The organism is Nonomuraea composti (genome assembly GCF_012034275.1).
Classification (GTDB): domain Bacteria; phylum Actinomycetota; class Actinomycetes; order Streptosporangiales; family Streptosporangiaceae; genus Nonomuraea; species Nonomuraea composti.
Map to the genome: position 1 here is coordinate 1 of NZ_JAATEP010000017.1, position 17,138 is coordinate 17,138.

Below are 17,138 nucleotides of genomic sequence, written 5' to 3' on the forward strand. Positions count from 1 at the left end.
CGCGGGCGGACGGGTCGGTGGCCTTGCGCCGGGCCACGGCCAGGTTGACGGTCGGCCCGTACGGCCGGGACCAGTCGATCGGCACGGCCAGCGTGCCGCACTCGACGCTCGGCTCCTCCTCACACGGCCCCCAGGTGATGCCGCGCCTGCCGACGGCATCCGTGACGTCCTGCTCGTCCGCCTCCGCGCCGGCCGCCCCCGCCATGGGGACCGCCAGTAACGTCGCCATCATCATCAGGATGGCGGCGAGCAGGGGAGTTCTTCTCAGCACATTGCTCCTCTTCGTCGATCGGCACGTCGCCGGGCCCGCCGGGCTGCTCGATCGGTCCTGCCTCGCTGTACCTGGAACAGACCCCCGTGGAGCAACCCCGCGCGCCTCAACGGCCCGTGGCCGGGCCGCTGACGCGCCTCTCCTTGATCATGACAACGGAATCTAACAGGCGCGAAGGCCCCGCGATGTGACATTACGCCAGAAGACAGACAAATACCGGGCCCGAGGATCTAGCGAAAGGTGGACGACCGGCGCGAGGTCCGTCGGCCAGGCTGAGGTGCCATGAAGGAGACGATCATCGCAGGGGCTTGATCGACCCGCAGGTCACCGGCCGCCTGATCAGCCGCCTCGCCGCGCTGTCCCCGCGCCCCGCCACCCCCGAGCTCGACCTGCTGACCCCGCGCGAGCACCACGTGCTGCGCCTGCTGGCCCGGGGCTGAGCAACGGCGAGATCGCCGCCGCGTGCACCCTCGAGGAGGGCACGGTCAAGGCCCACGTCAACCGGATCCTCACCAAGCTCGGCCTCCGGACCCGCGTGCACGCGGCGATCTACGCGCACGAGCACGGGCTCGTCACCCACGACACCCCGTGACCGTGCTCTCAAGCCTCTGCCGCGACGATCGCCTGAAGCCGGGCCCGGCATTCGGCGACGAAGGCGGGATAGGTGTGCCAGTAGTACGAGACTCCGGTGATGCCCACCGCGATCGCCCAGGCCCTGGCGCGCGCCCAGACCAGATCGTCGAGGTCGAGGGCGTCGCGGTAGGCCTGCCGCGCTTGGGGCGGCAGGTCCCAGACGGTGGCGTGCTCGGCGTCGGGGAAACCGACCGACAGGCACCCGAAGTCGATGACCGCGTGCAGCTTGCCCTCCCGCACCAGGAGGTTGGTGGGTTTGAGGTCGCCGTGCAGCCACACGTGCGCCCCGGAGGGCTCGGGCAGGGCGAGCGCGGCCCGCCACAGCCGTTGCAGGGTCTCGGCGTCGAGCGTCGCGTCGGAGGCGATCCGGCAGTCGGCGAAACACGGGGCGACCCACGCGTCGCAGTCCTGGAGGCGGCCTCCGCGGTACCAGCTGAGGTCGCCCGCACGCGTCGCGCCCCTCAGGTCGATGCCGTGCAGCTCCCGTACGAACGCCGCCAGGTCGGCGCCGAAGGCGGCCCAGTCGTGGACGGTGTCGTGCCGGGCCTCGTCCCCGTCGATCCAGCGGTAGACCGACCAGGCGAGCGGGAACGCCGCGCCCGGCGCCCCGGCATGCACCGGCTCCGGGACCGCCCGCGCGAGCTGCGGCGCCAGCCGGGGCAGCCACTCCTGCTCCTTGCGCACCGAGCGCGCCTTCTCCGCCGTTCGCGGCAGCCGCACGAGCAGGTCGTCACCGAGCCGGTACATGACGTTGTCCGTGCCCGTCCCCGCCGGCGACAACGGCAGGCCGGCCCACTGCGGGCACTGCTCCCTCAGGAGCGCCCCGGCCGTCGCCTCGTCGATCGGCACCTCGTTCTCATGCAGCGTCACACCGGAGATCTTCGCGCCGGACCACCCGGCGAGGCGACTGCTTTTGGGCGTCCTCGCCCCCCGGGGCCGGTCACCACTGGTAGGGCAAGTACTTGCCGTCCATGCCGAACGACCCCTCGGTCTCCGGTCGCGGCGCGGGTACCCCTGCTCGTCCATGCCCGGCCGGGGTGCGTGCGTTGGAGAGCGCCCGTGCGCGCACTGGAGATTCGCCCCTCCCGGCCCGTCGTACGGTGCGTCCATGGCGACGGGCGAAGGAGGTCTCACCGGTCCGCGTAGGTGAACAGGAGAGGTCGCAAGATGCGTACGGACATGCTGATCGGAGGCGAGTGGACCGCCGGACCGGGCGCCGTGCAGCTTCCCGTCGGGTCCCGGGCCGGTGGGGCGGATGCGCATGGGGGCGAACGCGTCGGAGGCCACCTGCTGGAAGCGCTCCACCTGCTCGGTCCGCGACGCGCGGGCCGGACGGAGAGAGGGCATGAGACGTACTCCTCCCGGAGGCGCGGGCGGCGGTCCTGCGCATCTCGCGCCACCCCTCTCATCGTCGCCGGCACGCCCGCGCCCGAAGATGGGCCGGCCGGCCAGGTTCGCAGGGTCTGTCAGGTGACGCGCCAGGCGATCGCGTACGGCTGGGGGCCGCGCGTGATGCGGTGGGCGCGGACCGTGATGACGGCCTGACCGGTGGGGACGCCGCTCCAGCAGACCTGCTCGACGTTGTTGCGGCGGTCGTAGCCGGCACCGCTGCCCATGTTGCCGTGGCGCTCGCCGCCGCCGGCGCGCACGATGAGGTCGAGGTCGTTCTGCAGGCCGGCGCCGGGCGGGTCGGTCCAGACGAGGGTGACCTTCAGCGTGGCGCCGGTGCTGCGGGCCCGCTCCGGCACCGTGATCGTCGTGCTGTGCTCCTGCTCCTGGTCGAGCGGGTCGCCCTGGAGGAAGCCCGCGTCGCGGGAGCGGCCGGGGACGACGATGGCGCGGGCGAGGTCGACCCGGCCGAAGCCGGAGTCGTGGTTGGGGCTGCTGCCCGCCTCGCTGGGGGCGTACTGGCCGGTCAGCTCGACGGCGCCGTTGATGAGCAGGGCCTTGACCAGCGCCGCCGAGGGTTGCGGGGTGCCGTTCGCGATCAGGCTCTCCCGCACGACCGCGGCGCAGCCGCTGACCAGCGGGCACGCCATGCTGGTGCCGTTCTTGAACGACAGCAGCGGGTCGCGGGAGACGCCGGCCGAGGTGGTGGGCTCGGCGACGCGCGACTGCGCGGACAGGACGCTGGTACCGGGGGCGACCACGTCCGGCTTGTAGCGGCCCTCCCTGGTCGGGCCGCGGCTGCTGAAGGCGGCCATGCCGTGCGGGGCGTCGGCGATCCGGTCGGAGCGGATGGGCTCGGCGGGGAAGTGGTCGGCGTGCTGGTCGCCGTAGGCGATCGGGATGTCGGGGCGGGCGTTCTCGGTGGCGCCGACCGTGATGCAGTTCTTCGCCGCGGCCAGCGAGCCGACCGAGCCGGGATCGACGACGCCGTCGCCGTCGGCGTCCACGCCGTCGTTGCCGGCGCCGAAGCAGATCACCATGTCGGGGTGGTGCCAGACGAAGTCGTCGAGCTCCCACGCCGCCGTGTCGTACGGCAGCCCGGGCTCGCGCAGGCCCCACGAGTTGTTGTGCACGCGCACCCCGTCGGCGTCGTAGACCGGCGCGAACAGCTCGCGCATGTCCTCCGGCAGGCCGCTCCACTCGCCGTCGTCGTCGAGGACGGACTGCAGCACCAGGCGGGCGCGCGGCGCGGTGCCCTCGATCCGGCCGCCCATCCGCGGCGAGTCGACGCTGCCGAGGACGGACCCGGACACGTGCGTGCCGTGGCCGTGCGGATCGTCGGCCCGGCCCGGCCGGCCGAGCGCGTACAGCCGGGCCACCCGTCCGGCGAAGGCCGGATGCACGTCGGTGGCGGAGCCCTTGTCGAGACCGGTGTCGGCCACGCCGATCACCTGGCCCTCGCCCTGGTAGGTCGCGTCGGCGACGCGGACGTCGGCGTTGAGCACCACGCGGGCGACGTTGTTGACCGGGCCGTACCGGGGGACGCGGCGGATCAGGCGCACCTCGTCCCAGGTGGCCAGCTCTCGGATCGCGTCCCCGGTCAGGGTCATGCGGGCCTTGTGCGCGCCGACCCGCGGCGTCCAGGCGGCCAGCCGCTCGGACAGGCCGGGCGCGGCCGGGTCCACGCCCTCGTGGAAGACCACCTCGACCGGGCCGGGCGGCAGCGGGGGCGTGGCCCCCGGCAGGCCGCCCGGCACGGCGGGCTCGATCTTCAGGGCGGCGTGGTAGTGGCCGGCCCAGCGCACGTACGGCAGGGCGCGCAGGGCGCCGAGGTCCGCGGCGCGGTAGCGGCACAGGTAGGCGTCGTCGGGCACGTACTCGGCGATCTCCACGCCCATGCCGGTCAGCTCGGCCCTGCGCGGGCCGGTCAGCAGGCCCTCCACCTGCACCAGGACGTGCTCGCCCCCGGTGGCGGCGGGGCCGGGCAGCCGCGCGGCGTCCAGGACGGGGTCGAAGGAGTAGCCGTTGATCGAGATGCTCGTCATCAGATCTTGCTGCTCGCCTCGGTCCCGGAGCGGTGCCGCAGGACGACGCCCCACGCGTGCGCGAGCGCCGGCGGCCCGTTCCAGGTGGGGGTGGGGACGATCCACTGGTCGTCCGCCAGGTGGTTGTTGTAGACGCTCAGGGCGTAGGTGTCGTAGTCGTGCGGCATGATCGCCCAGTAGGCCGCGTCGGTGCCGGGGATCGGGTGGAAGTCCCAGCGCTGGTCGGAGCTGCCGGTGTCGCCGTTGCGCTGCCGCAGCACAGGGGAGAGGGTGGGGATCTCCGCCGGGGTGTTGCCGGGGCGGAAGGTGAGGTAGTGGCCCTTGGCGCGGTTCTCGATCAGATACGTCGTCCGGCCTTCGCCCAGGTCGACCTTGTGGAGCTGCCACACCACGGACTTGTTGGTGGGCAGCGGCCAGTGGTTCTCGTTCTGCACCTCGTCGTTGAGGGTGTCGTCAGTCTGGTTCTCCGACTGCAGGAACGTGCCGGTGACCTGGTGGATGAGCAGCAGCTCCTGGTCGGTGGGGGGTGAGCCGTGGACGGGGTTGGGGGGAGCCATGGAGGCGTCTCCTTGGATTGCCGATATGGTCACCTCTTTTATTTCCATTTCTCGGCATGTTGGTTACTTTCCGTAGTGCTTACAGTCCTGTATCGCCAGTGCAGTGGCTTTATGACCGATCAGAGCAATACGGATCGCCACAATAAGTGACATATCCGCGCATGGCCGAAACACCGATCCCTCAGGCTCTGTGAACGTGCACGGTGGCTACGCGCCCGATGGAACTTTCATGCCGGCCCGGGATGGGCGCTTCGATCGCCGTGGGAGCGTTCAGGCGCAGATGGCGGCACCTGTGCCCTCGATCGAGGGCCCGTTGTCGATGAGCGGGTGGCTGCACGTGTTGCAGGCGATTCCTTCCAGCTGCGTCGTTTCCCGGGTTACTGTGCACGTTCACAGAGCGCCCTGATCGCAGCCCTGTCCTCACCTCGGAGGATCCATGAGAAGGATCTTGGTGGTGCTGGCGTTGTGCGCCGCCGCGACCGTCCCCGCCGGGCAGCCCGCCCACGCCGCCGCATCGCTCAGCATGCTCGGCGCCGACGTCTCCACCTTGCAACGCGCGCTCGACCTGGGCGCCACGTACTACGACGCCGGCGGTGCCCGGCGAGACCCCCTCGACATCCTCAAGGGAGCCGGCGTCAACTACGCCCGGCTGCGGATCTGGCACAACCCGGCCAGTGGCTACAACAACAAGGCCAAGGTGCTGCAGCAGGCCAGGGCGATCAAGGCCAAGGGCCTGAAACTCATGGTCGACTTCCACTACTCCGACACCTGGGCCGACCCCGGCAAGCAGGACAAGCCCGCCGCCTGGGCCGGCCACGGCATCGCCCAGCTGCAGACCGACGTCTACAACCACACCTACGACGTGTGCACCGCGCTCAAGGCCCAGGGCACCACCCCCGACAGCGTGCAGATCGGCAACGAGATCAACACCGGCATGCTGTGGAACGACGGCAAGGTCGTCAACAACGACTCCACCAACCTGAGCCTGCTCCTCAAGGCCGGCTACAACGCCACCAAGGCGTGCAACTCCGGCACCCAAGTGATCATCCACACGGCCCTGGCCGGGAGCCTGACCTCCGCCCGCTGGTTCTACGACGGCATCCGCGCCAAAGGCGTCCCCTGGGACATCACCGCCCTGTCGTACTACTGCATGTGGCACGGCACGCTGTCCAACCTGTCCACCGTCATCGCCGACCTGCGCGCCCGCTACGGCAAGAGCGTGGTCATCGCCGAGACCGCCTACCCGTTCACCGCCGACGACGCCGACTCCACCCCCAACGCGGTCACCTCGGGCTGCTCCGGGTACGGCCTCACCTGGCAGGGGCAGGGCGCGCAGTTCGCGGCGGTGCAGAGCACCGCGCGCAACGCCGGCGCCATCGGCGTCTTCTACTGGGAGCCGACCTGGTACGCCGTCCCCGGCAACGGCTGGGACCCGGCCGACCTCGCCACCAGCGGCGACGGGTGGGACAACATGGCCGTCTTCAACTGGACCGGCCACATCAACCCCGGCGTCCGCTGGACACCGTGACCTCCACGCCCCGTCCTGGCCCCGGGTGCCCGCCGGATCGCGGGACCGGTCACCGAGGCGGTCCGCGACCAGGCGCTGTCCTTCGCACCGTCCGTCTGCCGAAAGGAACGAAGCTCATGACCCGCAGAAGCCTGGCCTCCCTCGCGGCAGGGCTGACGATCATCCTGTCCGGCCTCGTGTCCGCTCCGGCGCAGGCCGCCGTCTGGTCGTCGTGCGACCAGTGGGCCACCTGGTCCAGCAGCGGCTACACCCTCTACAACAACATCTGGGGCTCCGGCGCCGGCCCGCAGTGCGTCTGGGCCGACTCCGCCACCAACTGGGGCGTGTGGGCCAACCATCCCAACACCGGCGGCGTCAAGGCCTACCCCAACTCCACCCGCTGGTCCGGCCGGCCCGTCAGCGCCCTCGGCACCCTGAGCAGCACCTTCAACGTCACCGTGCCCACCAGCGGGGTCGCCTTCACCAGCGCCTACGACGTGTGGTCCAGCGACAACCAGCACGAGATCATGCTCTGGATGAACAAGTACGGCGCGGTCGGACCGCTCGGCACCTTCCAGGCCACGGCCACGGTCGGCGGCCACACCTGGAACGTCTACCGCGGCTCCAACGGCCACAACGCCGTCTACTCCTTCGTCCGCACCACCAACACCGCCTCCGGCACCGTCGACATCAAGGCCATCTGCGCCTGGATCCGCAACCGCGGCTGGTTCGGCGACGTCACCATCGGCAACGTGCAGTTCGGCTACGAGATCACCTCGTCGGCCGGCGGCAAGGACTTCGTCACCAACAACCTGACCATCACCGCCACCTGACCGCGTTCCGGCGGCGCTGTTGTCGTTTTCGTTCAAGACGGCGACCACGGCCATGATCTAGCGTGGACCCGGCAGCTCGCCCGAGCATGAGGAGACAGCACAGTGCGTAAGTTGGTCTACACCGGTTTCATGTCGCTCGACGGCGTCGTCGACTCTCCCGGCGGCGGGCCGGGGGAGGAGCACCGCAGCGGCGGGTGGGTGTTCAAGGATCTCGAGTTCGTCCCGGAAGCCTGGACGCTGAAGGGTGAGGAGCTGGCCGAGACGACGGCGCTGATGTTCGGCCGCCGCAGCTACGAGTCGTTCGCGCAGACCTGGCCCAACTCGCCGGATCACGCCGACTACAAGGAGCTGCCCAAGTACGTGGTGTCGGCCACGCTGTCCGACGACGCCGTCATCGACGGGTGGGGGCCGATCACGATCCTGCGTTCGACCGAGGACGTCGCCGCGCTCAAGGAGAGCGAGGGCGGCGCGATCTTCATCCACGGCAGCGCGGAGCTGGCCCGGCGGCTGTCGGACGAGGGCCTGATCGACCAGTACAACCTGCTCGTCTTCCCCGTGCTGCTCGGGGCGGGCAAGAGCCTGTTCGGCCGGGCCGACCGGGACAAGTACATGCTGACGCTGCGGGAGTCGGACAGCTACGCGAACGGGATCCTGAAGCTGGTCTACGACGTCAAACGCTGACCCGGATCGAGGCGCTGGCCCAGGTCGAGGCGCTGATTGAGGTCGAGGCGCGGATCCAGGTCGAGGCCGATCGCGCCGCCGGTGCCCGCGCGCAGCTGCCCGACCGTACGTCCGACGTAGGAGCGCAGGGCGCGGGCCAGGTGCGGCTCGTCGCAGTAGCCGAGCTTGGCGACGACGTCGGCGGCGGCGCCGCCGGAGGCCAGCAGCCGCGCCGCCGTGCGGGCCCGCTCGATCTGCCGGACGGCGCCCTGCGTCAGCCCGGTCGCGGCCCGGAAGCGGCGCTCGACCGTGCGCCCCGACACGGCCGGGCGGTGACCCCGCAGCATCTCGCCGCACAGCGGGTCACGCACCACGATCCCGGCCCGGACGAGCCGCTCGACCAGCGCCTCGGCGTCGTCGGGGCCGGGCGTCTCCCAGCGCGTCCCGTCCAGCCGGAACGTCCGGCGCGTGGTGTCGGGCAGCACGATGCCGGCATCGACCAGCGCCGGCGTGGGCACGGCCCGTAACGAGGTGCCCACGGCGAAGTCGATGCCGGTGAACCTCGCGCCCTCCGGTACCGGCGCCGTCCCGGCCCGGGTCTCGGGGCCGGTGATGGTCGTGTACGCCTGCCCGGCTTGCTCCCAGAACACCAGCCCCCAGCGCACCCCGGCGACGGACGTCATCGTGGTGACCTGCTCGCTCGTGCACGTCCACACGGTGTCGACCCACGGCGAGTCCGATTCGCGCGTCTTGAAGCGCAGTTCCACGGGATGAACGATACGTCCCTTCGCTCAGCCGCGACGCTCCTGAGCGCGGCACCTCGCGGGGTGGTGACGGGGAGCCGCACAGGGATCTAGTATGTAACCGTGGTTACAACTGGCAGTGGGCAGTGGGTGTTGCTCGCGTACCGGATCCCGCGCCAGCCGTCCACGCTGCGGATCACGATCTGGCGCAAGCTCGACCGGCTCGGCGTGGCGCGGCTCGGTGACGGGCTGGTGGCGTTGCCCGCCGACGCTCGTACCCGGGAGCAACTGGACTGGATCGCCGAGGAGATCGGCGAGATGGGCGGCAGCGCCACCGTGTGGCTGGCCGTGCCCGGCAGCGCCGCGCAGGAGAAGGCGATCGCCGAGGAGATGCGGCGGGCGCGGGCGGCGGAGTACCGGGCGGTGGCCGAGCAGGCCGAGGCGGCCGCGTCGGCGCCGCCGGGGGAGCGGAGCCGGACCATCAAGCGGTTGCAGGCCGAGCTGCGCCGGATCGGCCGGCGTGACCACTTCCCGCCGGTCGAGCGGGAGGCGGCGCAGCGGGCGGTGCGTGCGCTGGTGCAGGTGGTGGAGGGCGCCGGATGAGATGGGCGACGCGGGCAGGGGTGCACATCGACCGGGCGGCATGCGCCTGGTTGATCCGGCGGCACCTCGATGCGCAGGCCGAGTTCGTGTTCGTGGACGATCCGGCGCTGGTGCCTTCGGACGCGACGCCGTTCGACATGCGCGGGGCCGAGTTGTCCCATCATGGCGGCGACTGCAGCTTCGAGACGATCCTGCGGCGGTACGAGCTGGACGATCCGGTGTTGTGGAAGCTGGCCGAGATCGTGCACGAGGCCGACCTCGACGACGAGCGCTTCGACGCGCCCGAGGCTCCGGGGGTGGACGTGATCCTGCGCGGGCTGTCGATGATCTGCGACGACGAGCGGGTGCTGGAGATCACCGGGCCGATCTTCGACGGCCTGTACGAGTTCCACCGGCGCGCCCTGCTGCTGGGGCGGGAGCCGGCGTGACGCGCCGGCCGGCCTCCCCGGCGATCCTGACGCCCGTCCACCTGCTCTCCGGAAGGTTGCCATGACGATCGAAGCCACCCGTGATGTGATCCCGTTCCGGCAGGCGGTGCTGGCCTGGTTCCTGATCTCGTTGCAGACGTTCGGCGGCCCGGCCGGGCAGATCGCCGTCATGCAGCGCACGCTCGTGGAGGAGAAACGCTGGATCGGGCAGCAGCGCTTCAACCACGCGCTCAACTACTGCATGCTGCTGCCCGGCCCGGAGGCGCAGCAGCTCGCCATCTACGTCGGCTGGCTGCTCAACGGCACCCGGGGCGGGCTGGTGGCCGGGACGCTGTTCGTGCTGCCCGGCATGGTGGCGTTGCTGCTCCTGTCGGTCGTCTACATCCTGTGGCAGGACACCACGGTGGTGACCGCGCTGTTCGCGGGCATCGCGCCGGCCGTGCTGGCCATCGTCGCCCAGGCCGTCATCCGGGTCGCCAAGCGCTCGCTCACCCACCCGCTGTTCGTCGCCCTGGCCGTGGCCGCCTTCGTCGCGCTCGCGCTGTTCGGGGTGCCGTTCCCGGTCGTGGTGGCCGTCGCGGGCCTGGCCGGGTGGCTGATGCACCGGCTGGCGCCGCACGTCTTCAAGCGCTCGAACGGGCACGGCGGCGACGGCGGCCCGGCACCGCTGATCCCCGACGACGCCCTGCACCACGCCCGGCCGAGCTGGCGGTCGGCCGGCAGGATCCTGGCGATCGGGCTGGTCGTGTGGTGGGTGCCGGTGGCGGCGGTAGCGCTCTTCCTCGGTACGGACAGCGTGTTCACCACCCAGGGGTTGTTCTTCTCCGGCACCGCGCTGGTCACCTTCGGCGGCGCGTACGCCGTGCTGGCGTTCGTCGCCCAGCGGGCCGTGGAGGTCTACGGCTGGCTGACGCCGGGGGAGATGGTGCGCGGCCTGGCGCTGGCCGAGACCACCCCGGGGCCGCTGATCATGGTGGTGCAGTTCGTCGCGTTCCTCGGCGCCTACCGCGACCCCGGCGCGCTGACGCCGTGGGCGGGCGCGCTGCTGGGGGCGTTGCTGACGACGTGGGTGACGTTCGTGCCGTGCTTCCTGTTCATCTTCCTCGGCGCCCCCCACGTCGAGAAGCTGCGGCACAACGCCGCCATCAGCGCGGCGCTGACCGGCATCACCGCCTCGGTGGTCGGCGTCATCGCGAACCTGGCGGTGTACTTCGCCCAGCACACCCTGTTCGGCCGGACCTTCACCTGGGCGTGGGGGCCGTTCGACACGCAGGTCCCCGACCTCGGCACCCTCAACCTGGTCGCCGTCGTCATCACCGTGGCCGCGCTGGTCATGACGTTCATGCTGAAATGGCCGATGCTGCGCATCCTGGGCATCTGTGCGCTGCTCGGCATCGGCACGGTGCTCCTGCCCTGGTGACGCCCGCTCGCCGAGCAGCGGGGTGGTCGGCCGAGCGGGAGACCTGCTCACGGGCCCGCACGTCGGCGAGCGTCGCCTCCAGCTCGCGGGTCACCGCCTCGTAGCCGGGGCCGCCGAGCACCAGACGCCGGGGCGTGTCGGCGCCGCCGACCGCCGCGTCCACCGCTCGCGCGCCCCTGACCGGCTCTCCCGGCTGCTTGCCGTCCTGCGCGACCATCGTCGCGCGGACGGCGTCGAGCATCGGCCGGTAGTCCTCGATCGTCTCGGTGGCGGGCTGGTCGTCGAAGTGGGCGTAGGCGCGGGTACGGAACGCGCCGCGCCTCGTCCATGCCCTCGACGGAGCCGTACCAGCCGTGCCCGGCGTTGTTGACCAGCACGTCGATGCCGCCGAAAGAACCTGGGCATCTCTTCCAGCAGGCTCAAGGCCCTGGTCGCCGACGGCATCCTGGAGCGGCACCCGTACCAGACCCATCCGGTGCGCCACGAGTACGTGCTGACCGACCTGGGCCGCTCGCTGCGGCCGGTCATCGTCGCGATGGCAGCCTGGGGCAACGACAGCGACGCCTACGTCTTCGCCGCGGGCCCGGCCGCCGGCCCCGCCGTGCGGGCCCGCTATCCCCGCGACACGGCCCCTGAGCGAATCGGCGGCCGGTGACGTGGCGCGCCGGACGCTGTGCTCAGCCGCGCAGCAGCGGTAGCAGCAGGTCTCCCTGGCGCTTGATCTCCGGCAGGTAGGGGGTGTCGGAGAGGACGAAGTGGGTGATGCCGAGGGCCTGGTACTTGCGCAGCGACTTCGCCACGTCCTCGGCCGAGCCGACCAGCCACGTGGTGCCCGCGCCGCCGCCGCCGACCTTGCCGGGAGCGGTGTAGAGGTTGTCGTCGAGCACGTCACCCCGTGCCGCCAGGTCGAGCAGCCGCTGCTGGCCGACGGCGGTGAACCGGTTGGGGTCGCGGGCGATGCCGCCGCTCGCCATCTGGGCGACCTTGGCCTCGGCGTCGGCCCACGCCTGGCCGGTGGTGTCGCGGACGACCGTGGTGACCCGGAGCCCGAACTCCAGCGGAGGCAGCTCGCGGCCCAGCTTCTCGCCGAGCCGTTTGAGCCGGTCGATCCGCTCGGCGACGTCGTCGAGCGGCTCACCCCAGAAGAGCTGGACGTCGGCCTCGGTGGCGGCCACCCGCTCGGCGGCTTCGGAGGCGCCGCCGAAGTAGAGCCGGGGGTGCCGGCGGTCATCGCGGGCGACGGTGCGCGGCACGACGGTGGAGCCGGTGACGGTGAAGTGCTCGCCGCGGTAGGTGACGTTCTCCTCGGTCCACAGCTTGCGGACGATCCGGAGGAACTCTCTGGTGCGGGCGTAGCGGTGGGCCTGGTCCCCTTCGCGGTCGCCGTACGCGGCCAGGTCGTCCTTGCCCGACACGATGTTGATCAGCACCCGGCCCCCGGTGAGGTGGTCGAGCGTGGCGGCGGCGGAGGCGAGCTGGGCCGGCTGCCAGTAACCGGGCCGCACCGCGATCAGCGGCTGGAACGTCGTGGTGCGCGCCGCCAGCGCCGTGGCGACCGTGAAGGTGTCGGGCCGTCCCCAGCCGGTGCCGATGAGCGCCCCGCCCCACCCGTGCTCCTCCAGGGCCCTGGCCTGCGTGGTGAGGGTCTCCAGGCTGTTGTGGTCGGCGGTGACGGCGTCGCCGCGGTGGCCGGGCTGCGCCTGGTTGGGGATGTACCAGAGGAGCTGGAGGTTCATCGGTCGCTCTTCCTGCTCGGTGGTTCTACGGGTCACCATAAACCATGTATATCAAGTAGGAAATATTGACTTTACGAAACCGGGCTCGTAAGTTCGGGAACCGCACCCGGCCGGCCCGCCGGCGAAGCTCTTCACCACGCTCCGCGCAGGATCGAGCGTCGCTTCTCCACCCGGAGGACCACATGACGAGAAAGCTCCACCTCAACGCCTTCCTCATGGGCGTCGGCCATCACGAGGCCGCCTGGCGGCACCCCCGTACCGAGCCGGCCAAAATCGCCGACGTCCGGCACTACCAGGACCTCGCCCGGATCGCCGAACGCGGCAGGCTGGACTCGGTCTTCCTGGCCGACGGCGTCGCCCTGCGGGGCAACGTCCGGCACAACGCGCTCGGCGGCCTGGAACCGCTGACGCTGCTGTCGGCGCTGGCCGCCGTCACCGAGCACGTCGGCCTCATCGCCACCGTGTCGACCACCTACAACGAGCCGTACCACGTCGCCCGCAAGTTCGCCTCGCTCGACCACATCAGCGGCGGCCGGGCCGGCTGGAACATCGTCACCTCCGCCAGCGAGGCCGAAGCGCACAACTTCGGCGTCGAACGGCCGCCACACGCCACCCGCTACGCCCGGGCCACCGAGTTCCTGGACGTCGTCACCAAGCTCTGGGACAGCTGGGAGGACGACGCCGTCCTGGACGACCGCGCGGCCGGGCTCTACGCCGACACCAGCAAGATCCACCCGATCGAGCACGCGGGCGAGCACTTCCGGGTGCGCGGCCCCCTGAACACCCGGCGCCCGCCCCAGGGCCACCCGCTCCTGGTGCAGGCCGGCTCGTCGGAGGACGGCAAGGAGTTCGCCGCGCGGTTCGCCGAGGCCGTCTTCACCGCCCAGCAGACCCTGCCGGAGGCGCGGGAGTTCTACGCCGACCTGAAGCGCCGCCTGGCCGCGCACGGCAGGCAGCCCGGAGACCTGCTCGTGCTGCCGGGCATCTCGCCGATCATCGGCTCCACCGAGCACGAGGCGCGCCGGCTGGAACGGGAGCTGGAAGAGCTCATCATCCCCGCGTACGGACTGAGCCAGCTCTCCCACCTGACCGGCATCGAGCTGACCGAGGACGCGCTGGACCGCCCGCTCCCGGACGTCCCCCTGGAGACCGAGGGCGCGCAGAGCCGCCGCAAGCTCGTCGTCGACCTGGCCAGGCGGGAGGACCTCACGGTCAGGCAGCTCCTCGCCCGCCTGGCCGGCGGCCGCGGCCACCGCGTGGTGGCGGGCACGCCGGAGCGGATCGCCGACGAGATCCAGGAATGGTTCGAGGGCGGGGCCGCCGACGGCTTCAACATCATGCCTCCGCTCCTGCCCAGCGGCCTGGCCGACTTCGTCGACCACGTCGTGCCGGAGCTGCGGCGCAGGGGCCTGTTCCGGCACGAGTACGAGAGCCGCACCCTGCGCGGAAACTACGGCCTGCCGCGCCCCGCCTCCCGCTACGCGACCCGAGGCGCCGCGGAATTGGTGGCCGCGCTGCCCTGATGAAGGAACGCCGGGCCCGCCCGCATCGAAGGATCCGCATGTTCGCACGTGAAAGGCCACGCCGTATGCCTGTTCCCGCTCTCATGAGACCCGCGCTCGCCGTGCTCCTGCTGGCGGCCTTGACCGGATGTGCCGGAGGCGGCGAGCAGCGCAACACCGCGGCGGCGGCGCTCGCGGCCGACGCGCCGCTGCCGGTCACCGTCCCCAAGGGCACCAAGCTGATCGTCGGAGACCCGGCCACCAAGGTGGCGCTGCAGCTGTCCGGCGAGATCGACACGTTCTCGTTCGCCATCGAGTGGGCCAACATCAGCGGCGGCCCCCAGACCAGCGAGGCGTTCCGGGCCGACGCGCTCGACGTGGGCGCGGTCGCGGAGATCCCGCCCATCCACGCCACCTGGACGGGCCTGCCCGTGAAGATCGTCGCGTCCAAGTTCCGGAAGGATCCGCTCCAGCACCCGACGTACGAGCTCGGCATAGCCCCGGGCGTGACCGTCAAGACCCTCGCGGACCTGCGCGGCAAGAAGATCGCCTACAGCCCGGGCCAGGCGCAGGGCGCGCTCGTCCTCAAGGTGCTCCACCAGGCCGGCCTGACGAAGGACGACGTCACCCTGGTCGAGTTGCCGAGCACCGGCGACGTCTACCCCAACGCCCTGGCCTCCAGGCAGGTGGACGTGGCCCCGATCGGCGGCGTCAACATCCGCCGCTACACCGCCAAGTTCGGCAAGGACGGCGCCACGACCATCCGCCACGGCCTGCGCGATGACCCGAGCCACCTGTACGTACGGACGAAGACGCTCCAGGACCCGGCCAAGGCGGCCGCGATCCGCGAGTACGTCGCCGCCTGGGCCAGGGCCGCCCGCTGGGTCTACGAGCACCCGGAGGAGTGGATCGCCGGCTACTACGTCAAGGACCAGGGGCTCAGCGCCGCCGACGGCCGGTACCTGGCCGAGCTGGCGGGCGAGCCGGACATCCCCGCCGACTGGTCCGACGCGATCGCCAGGCACCAGGAGACCATCGACATCCTGGCCAAGGAGACCGGCAACCCGCCGCTGAAGGCCGAGGACCTGTACGACCTGCGCTACCAGACGGTGGGCGCGGACGCGATCAAGGATGGTGCGTGATGACGCTCGTCGCCTCCCGCCCGGCCGTGGACGTCCGCACGCGCAAGCGGCGCCGGCTGCGGCCCGGCCCGCGGATCAGGCTCGGCTTCCTGGCGGGCCCGCTCCTGCTGCTCGCGATCTGGACGGTTGCCTCGGCGACCGGCCTGCTGGATCCGCGCTTCCTGTCGGCGCCGTGGACCGTGGTCACCACCGCGGCCGACCTGGTCGAATCCGGCCGCCTGCAGACCAACCTGCTGGCCTCCGTCCAGCGGGTGGCACTCGGGCTGGCGTTCGGCGTGCCGCTCGGCACCCTGCTCGCGCTGGTGTCGGGGCTGAGCCGGTGGGGTGAGGCCCTGATCGACGGGCCGATCCAGATCAAGCGGGCCATCCCGGCGCTCGCGCTCATGCCGCTCCTCATCCTGTGGCTGGGCATCGGCGAGGGCATGAAGATCACCATGATCGCCCTGGGCGTGCTCGTGCCGATCTACATCCACACCCACAACGGGCTGCGCAGCATCGACAGCCGCTACGTCGAGCTGGCCGAGACCGTCGACCTCGGGCGCGGCGCGTTCATCAGGAAGGTGGTCCTGCCGGGCGCGCTGCCGGGGTTCCTGCTCGGCATGCGCTTCGCGGTCACCACGGCGTGGCTGTTCCTGGTGGTGGCCGAGCTCATCAACGCCACCACCGGCATCGGCTACATGATGGACCTCGCGCGGACGTACGGGCAGACCGACGTGATCCTCGTCGGCATCGTCCTGTACGGCCTGCTCGGCCTCTTCTCCGACGCAGGGGTGCGCCTGGTGGAAAGGAAGGCGCTGTCATGGCGACGCACGCTGGCGAGCTGAGCGGGAAGGAGGGCGCCGTCGTGGCGACGCGCGCCGGCGAGCTGAGCGGGAAGGAGGGCGCCATCGTGACGACGCGCGCCGGCGAGCTGAGCGGGAAGGAGGGCGCCATCGTGACGACGCGCGCCGGCGAGCCGATCCGCGTCAAGGGCCTGACCCGCCTGTACGGTGAGCGCGCGGTCCTGGACGGCCTCGATCTGGAGATCGCGCCGGGGGAGTTCGTGGCCCTGCTCGGGCAGAGCGGGTCGGGCAAGAGCACGCTGCTGCGGGCCCTGGCCGGCCTCGACGCGGACGTCGCCGGGGCCGGTCTCGTCGAGGTGCCCGAGCAGGTGTCGGTGGTGTTCCAGGACGCCAGGCTGCTGCCGTGGCAGCGGGTGCTGGACAACGTGATCCTGGGTCTCGACGGCGCCGTGGAGCGCGGCCGGCGGAGCCTGGCGGAGGTGGGTCTGGCCGGGCGGGAGCGGGCCTGGCCCAACGAGCTGTCCGGCGGGGAGCAGCAGCGGGTGGCGCTGGCGCGCTCCCTCGTCCGGGAGCCCCGGCTGCTGCTGGCAGACGAGCCGTTCGGCGCGCTCGACGCCCTGACCAGGCTCAAGATGCACGGCCTGCTGCGCCGGCTGTTCGAGGAGCACCGGCCGGCCGTGCTGCTGGTCACCCACGACGTGGACGAGGCCATCGCGCTGGCCGACCGCGTGCTCGTGCTCGACCATGGCAGGATCGCCGCCGAGCAGCGCCTGGACGTCGCCCGGAGCGCCGCCGAGGTCCGGGCGGAGCTGCTGCGGGCGCTCGGCGTCGGAGAGGTGCCCGCGAGCAGGAGGGACGGCCGCCCGCACCGCGACGGGTGATCGGCG

The 17,138-nt window shown here is 71.6% G+C and carries 19 protein-coding genes and 1 pseudogene; 13 read left to right on the forward strand and 7 right to left on the reverse strand.

Annotation, left to right across the window (positions count from 1 at the left end; genetic code table 11):
* Positions 1-271, reverse strand: a pseudogene (locus tag HCN51_RS23825) (hypothetical protein); the annotation flags it as partial.
* 308 nt (positions 272-579) lie between these two features.
* On the opposite strand from HCN51_RS23825, the gene HCN51_RS61450 reads away from it, so the two are divergent.
* Both HCN51_RS61450 and HCN51_RS59635 read left to right on the forward strand, forming a co-directional pair.
* Entirely contained in the window at positions 580-711 is a 132-nt protein-coding gene (locus tag HCN51_RS61450; protein WP_277350073.1) for a hypothetical protein, read from the forward strand.
* 11 nt (positions 712-722) lie between these two features.
* Complete coding sequence (locus tag HCN51_RS59635) at positions 723-863, forward strand: LuxR C-terminal-related transcriptional regulator (protein ID WP_346433774.1); 141 nt, start codon at positions 723-725, stop codon at positions 861-863.
* 8 nt (positions 864-871) lie between these two features.
* On the opposite strand, the gene HCN51_RS23835 is transcribed toward HCN51_RS59635, so the two are convergent.
* The 3 genes from HCN51_RS23835 to HCN51_RS23845 form a co-directional block, all read right to left on the reverse strand.
* Positions 872-1,774, reverse strand: a complete 903-nt coding sequence (locus tag HCN51_RS23835; RefSeq protein ID WP_168011687.1) for a phosphotransferase — start codon at positions 1,772-1,774, stop codon at positions 872-874.
* Between the two features lie 596 nt (positions 1,775-2,370).
* On the reverse strand, positions 2,371-4,338 hold the full coding sequence (locus HCN51_RS23840; RefSeq protein WP_168011688.1) for a S8 family serine peptidase: 1,968 nt from the start codon (positions 4,336-4,338) through the stop codon (positions 2,371-2,373).
* On the reverse strand, positions 4,338-4,895 hold the full coding sequence (locus tag HCN51_RS23845; protein ID WP_168011689.1) for a hypothetical protein: 558 nt from the start codon (positions 4,893-4,895) through the stop codon (positions 4,338-4,340). The genes HCN51_RS23840 and HCN51_RS23845 overlap by 1 nt, the downstream gene beginning before the upstream one ends.
* Before the next feature lie 436 nt (positions 4,896-5,331).
* Between HCN51_RS23845 and HCN51_RS23850 the strand changes: the two genes are divergently transcribed.
* The 3 genes from HCN51_RS23850 (at position 5,332) to HCN51_RS23860 (ending at position 7,916) form a co-directional block, all read left to right on the forward strand.
* Positions 5,332-6,423: a glycoside hydrolase family 53 protein gene (locus HCN51_RS23850; RefSeq protein ID WP_168011690.1), complete on the forward strand. Its 1,092-nt coding sequence runs from the start codon at positions 5,332-5,334 to the stop codon at positions 6,421-6,423.
* 116 nt (positions 6,424-6,539) lie between these two features.
* Positions 6,540-7,235 (forward strand): glycoside hydrolase family 12 protein, encoded by a 696-nt coding sequence (locus HCN51_RS23855; protein WP_168011691.1) that lies wholly within the window; start codon positions 6,540-6,542, stop codon positions 7,233-7,235.
* A gap of 102 nt (positions 7,236-7,337) precedes the next feature.
* Positions 7,338-7,916: a dihydrofolate reductase family protein gene (locus tag HCN51_RS23860; protein WP_168011692.1), complete on the forward strand. Its 579-nt coding sequence runs from the start codon at positions 7,338-7,340 to the stop codon at positions 7,914-7,916.
* On the opposite strand, the gene HCN51_RS23865 is transcribed toward HCN51_RS23860, so the two are convergent.
* Complete coding sequence (locus HCN51_RS23865; protein ID WP_168011693.1) at positions 7,898-8,662, reverse strand: helix-turn-helix domain-containing protein; 765 nt, start codon at positions 8,660-8,662, stop codon at positions 7,898-7,900. The two genes, HCN51_RS23860 and HCN51_RS23865, sit on opposite strands and share 19 nt — an antisense overlap.
* A gap of 99 nt (positions 8,663-8,761) precedes the next feature.
* Between HCN51_RS23865 and HCN51_RS23870 the strand changes: the two genes are divergently transcribed.
* The 3 genes from HCN51_RS23870 to chrA all read left to right on the forward strand — a co-directional run bounded on the left by HCN51_RS23870 (position 8,762) and on the right by chrA (position 11,089).
* Positions 8,762-9,241 (forward strand): Chromate resistance protein ChrB, encoded by a 480-nt coding sequence (locus HCN51_RS23870; RefSeq protein ID WP_206067646.1) that lies wholly within the window; start codon positions 8,762-8,764, stop codon positions 9,239-9,241.
* A complete protein-coding gene (locus HCN51_RS23875; protein WP_168011694.1) occupies positions 9,238-9,669 on the forward strand; it encodes a chromate resistance protein ChrB domain-containing protein in 432 nt (143 codons plus the stop codon). The genes HCN51_RS23870 and HCN51_RS23875 overlap by 4 nt, the downstream gene beginning before the upstream one ends.
* 61 nt (positions 9,670-9,730) lie before the next feature.
* On the forward strand, positions 9,731-11,089 hold the full coding sequence (gene chrA / locus HCN51_RS23880; protein WP_168011695.1) for a chromate efflux transporter: 1,359 nt from the start codon (positions 9,731-9,733) through the stop codon (positions 11,087-11,089).
* Here chrA and HCN51_RS23885 read toward each other — a convergent pair.
* Positions 11,010-11,561 carry a Rossmann-fold NAD(P)-binding domain-containing protein gene (locus HCN51_RS23885; RefSeq protein WP_168011696.1) on the reverse strand — a complete coding sequence of 184 codons (552 nt, stop codon included), beginning with the start codon at positions 11,559-11,561 and terminating at the stop codon, positions 11,010-11,012. The two genes, chrA and HCN51_RS23885, sit on opposite strands and share 80 nt — an antisense overlap.
* Between HCN51_RS23885 and HCN51_RS23890 the strand changes: the two genes are divergently transcribed.
* Complete coding sequence (locus tag HCN51_RS23890; protein WP_240973199.1) at positions 11,535-11,744, forward strand: winged helix-turn-helix transcriptional regulator; 210 nt, start codon at positions 11,535-11,537, stop codon at positions 11,742-11,744. The two genes, HCN51_RS23885 and HCN51_RS23890, sit on opposite strands and share 27 nt — an antisense overlap.
* Positions 11,745-11,766: 22 nt before the next feature.
* Here HCN51_RS23890 and HCN51_RS23895 read toward each other — a convergent pair whose 3' ends face one another.
* A complete protein-coding gene (locus tag HCN51_RS23895) occupies positions 11,767-12,825 on the reverse strand; it encodes an LLM class flavin-dependent oxidoreductase (protein WP_168011697.1) in 1,059 nt (352 codons plus the stop codon).
* A 182-nt stretch (positions 12,826-13,007) separates the two neighbouring features.
* Here HCN51_RS23895 and HCN51_RS23900 point away from each other — a divergent pair, with 182 nt between their 5' ends.
* The 4 genes from HCN51_RS23900 (at position 13,008) to HCN51_RS23915 (ending at position 17,132) form a co-directional block, all read left to right on the forward strand.
* The gene (locus tag HCN51_RS23900; protein ID WP_168011698.1) at positions 13,008-14,348 is read left to right on the forward strand and encodes an LLM class flavin-dependent oxidoreductase; all 1,341 of its coding nucleotides are present in this window, start codon (positions 13,008-13,010) and stop codon (positions 14,346-14,348) included.
* Positions 14,349-14,431: 83 nt separating this feature from the next.
* Positions 14,432-15,469 (forward strand): ABC transporter substrate-binding protein, encoded by a 1,038-nt coding sequence (locus tag HCN51_RS23905; RefSeq protein ID WP_206067654.1) that lies wholly within the window; start codon positions 14,432-14,434, stop codon positions 15,467-15,469.
* The gene (locus HCN51_RS23910) at positions 15,469-16,293 is read left to right on the forward strand and encodes an ABC transporter permease (protein WP_168011987.1); all 825 of its coding nucleotides are present in this window, start codon (positions 15,469-15,471) and stop codon (positions 16,291-16,293) included. Before HCN51_RS23905 ends, HCN51_RS23910 begins: the two co-directional genes overlap by 1 nt.
* Positions 16,269-17,132, forward strand: a complete 864-nt coding sequence (locus HCN51_RS23915; protein WP_168011700.1) for an ABC transporter ATP-binding protein — start codon at positions 16,269-16,271, stop codon at positions 17,130-17,132. The genes HCN51_RS23910 and HCN51_RS23915 overlap by 25 nt, the downstream gene beginning before the upstream one ends.
* The last annotated feature ends 6 nt before the right edge of the window (positions 17,133-17,138 follow it).

Coding starts and splice junctions, on each gene's coding strand:
- HCN51_RS23840 (WP_168011688.1), bottom strand. CDS start 4,338: ATGACGAGCATCTCGATCAACGGCTACTCCTTCGACCCCGTCCTGGAC.
- HCN51_RS23845 (WP_168011689.1), bottom strand. CDS start 4,895: ATGGCTCCCCCCAACCCCGTCCACGGCTCACCCCCCACCGACCAGGAG.
- HCN51_RS23850 (WP_168011690.1), top strand. CDS start 5,332: ATGAGAAGGATCTTGGTGGTGCTGGCGTTGTGCGCCGCCGCGACCGTC.
- HCN51_RS23855 (WP_168011691.1), top strand. CDS start 6,540: ATGACCCGCAGAAGCCTGGCCTCCCTCGCGGCAGGGCTGACGATCATC.
- HCN51_RS23875 (WP_168011694.1), top strand. CDS start 9,238: ATGAGATGGGCGACGCGGGCAGGGGTGCACATCGACCGGGCGGCATGC.
- chrA (WP_168011695.1), top strand. CDS start 9,731: ATGACGATCGAAGCCACCCGTGATGTGATCCCGTTCCGGCAGGCGGTG.
- HCN51_RS23885 (WP_168011696.1), bottom strand. CDS start 11,561: ATGGGTCTGGTACGGGTGCCGCTCCAGGATGCCGTCGGCGACCAGGGC.
- HCN51_RS23895 (WP_168011697.1), bottom strand. CDS start 12,825: ATGAACCTCCAGCTCCTCTGGTACATCCCCAACCAGGCGCAGCCCGGC.
- HCN51_RS23900 (WP_168011698.1), top strand. CDS start 13,008: ATGACGAGAAAGCTCCACCTCAACGCCTTCCTCATGGGCGTCGGCCAT.
- HCN51_RS23905 (WP_206067654.1), top strand. CDS start 14,432: ATGAGACCCGCGCTCGCCGTGCTCCTGCTGGCGGCCTTGACCGGATGT.
- HCN51_RS23910 (WP_168011987.1), top strand. CDS start 15,469: ATGACGCTCGTCGCCTCCCGCCCGGCCGTGGACGTCCGCACGCGCAAG.
- HCN51_RS23915 (WP_168011700.1), top strand. CDS start 16,269: ATGGCGACGCACGCTGGCGAGCTGAGCGGGAAGGAGGGCGCCGTCGTG.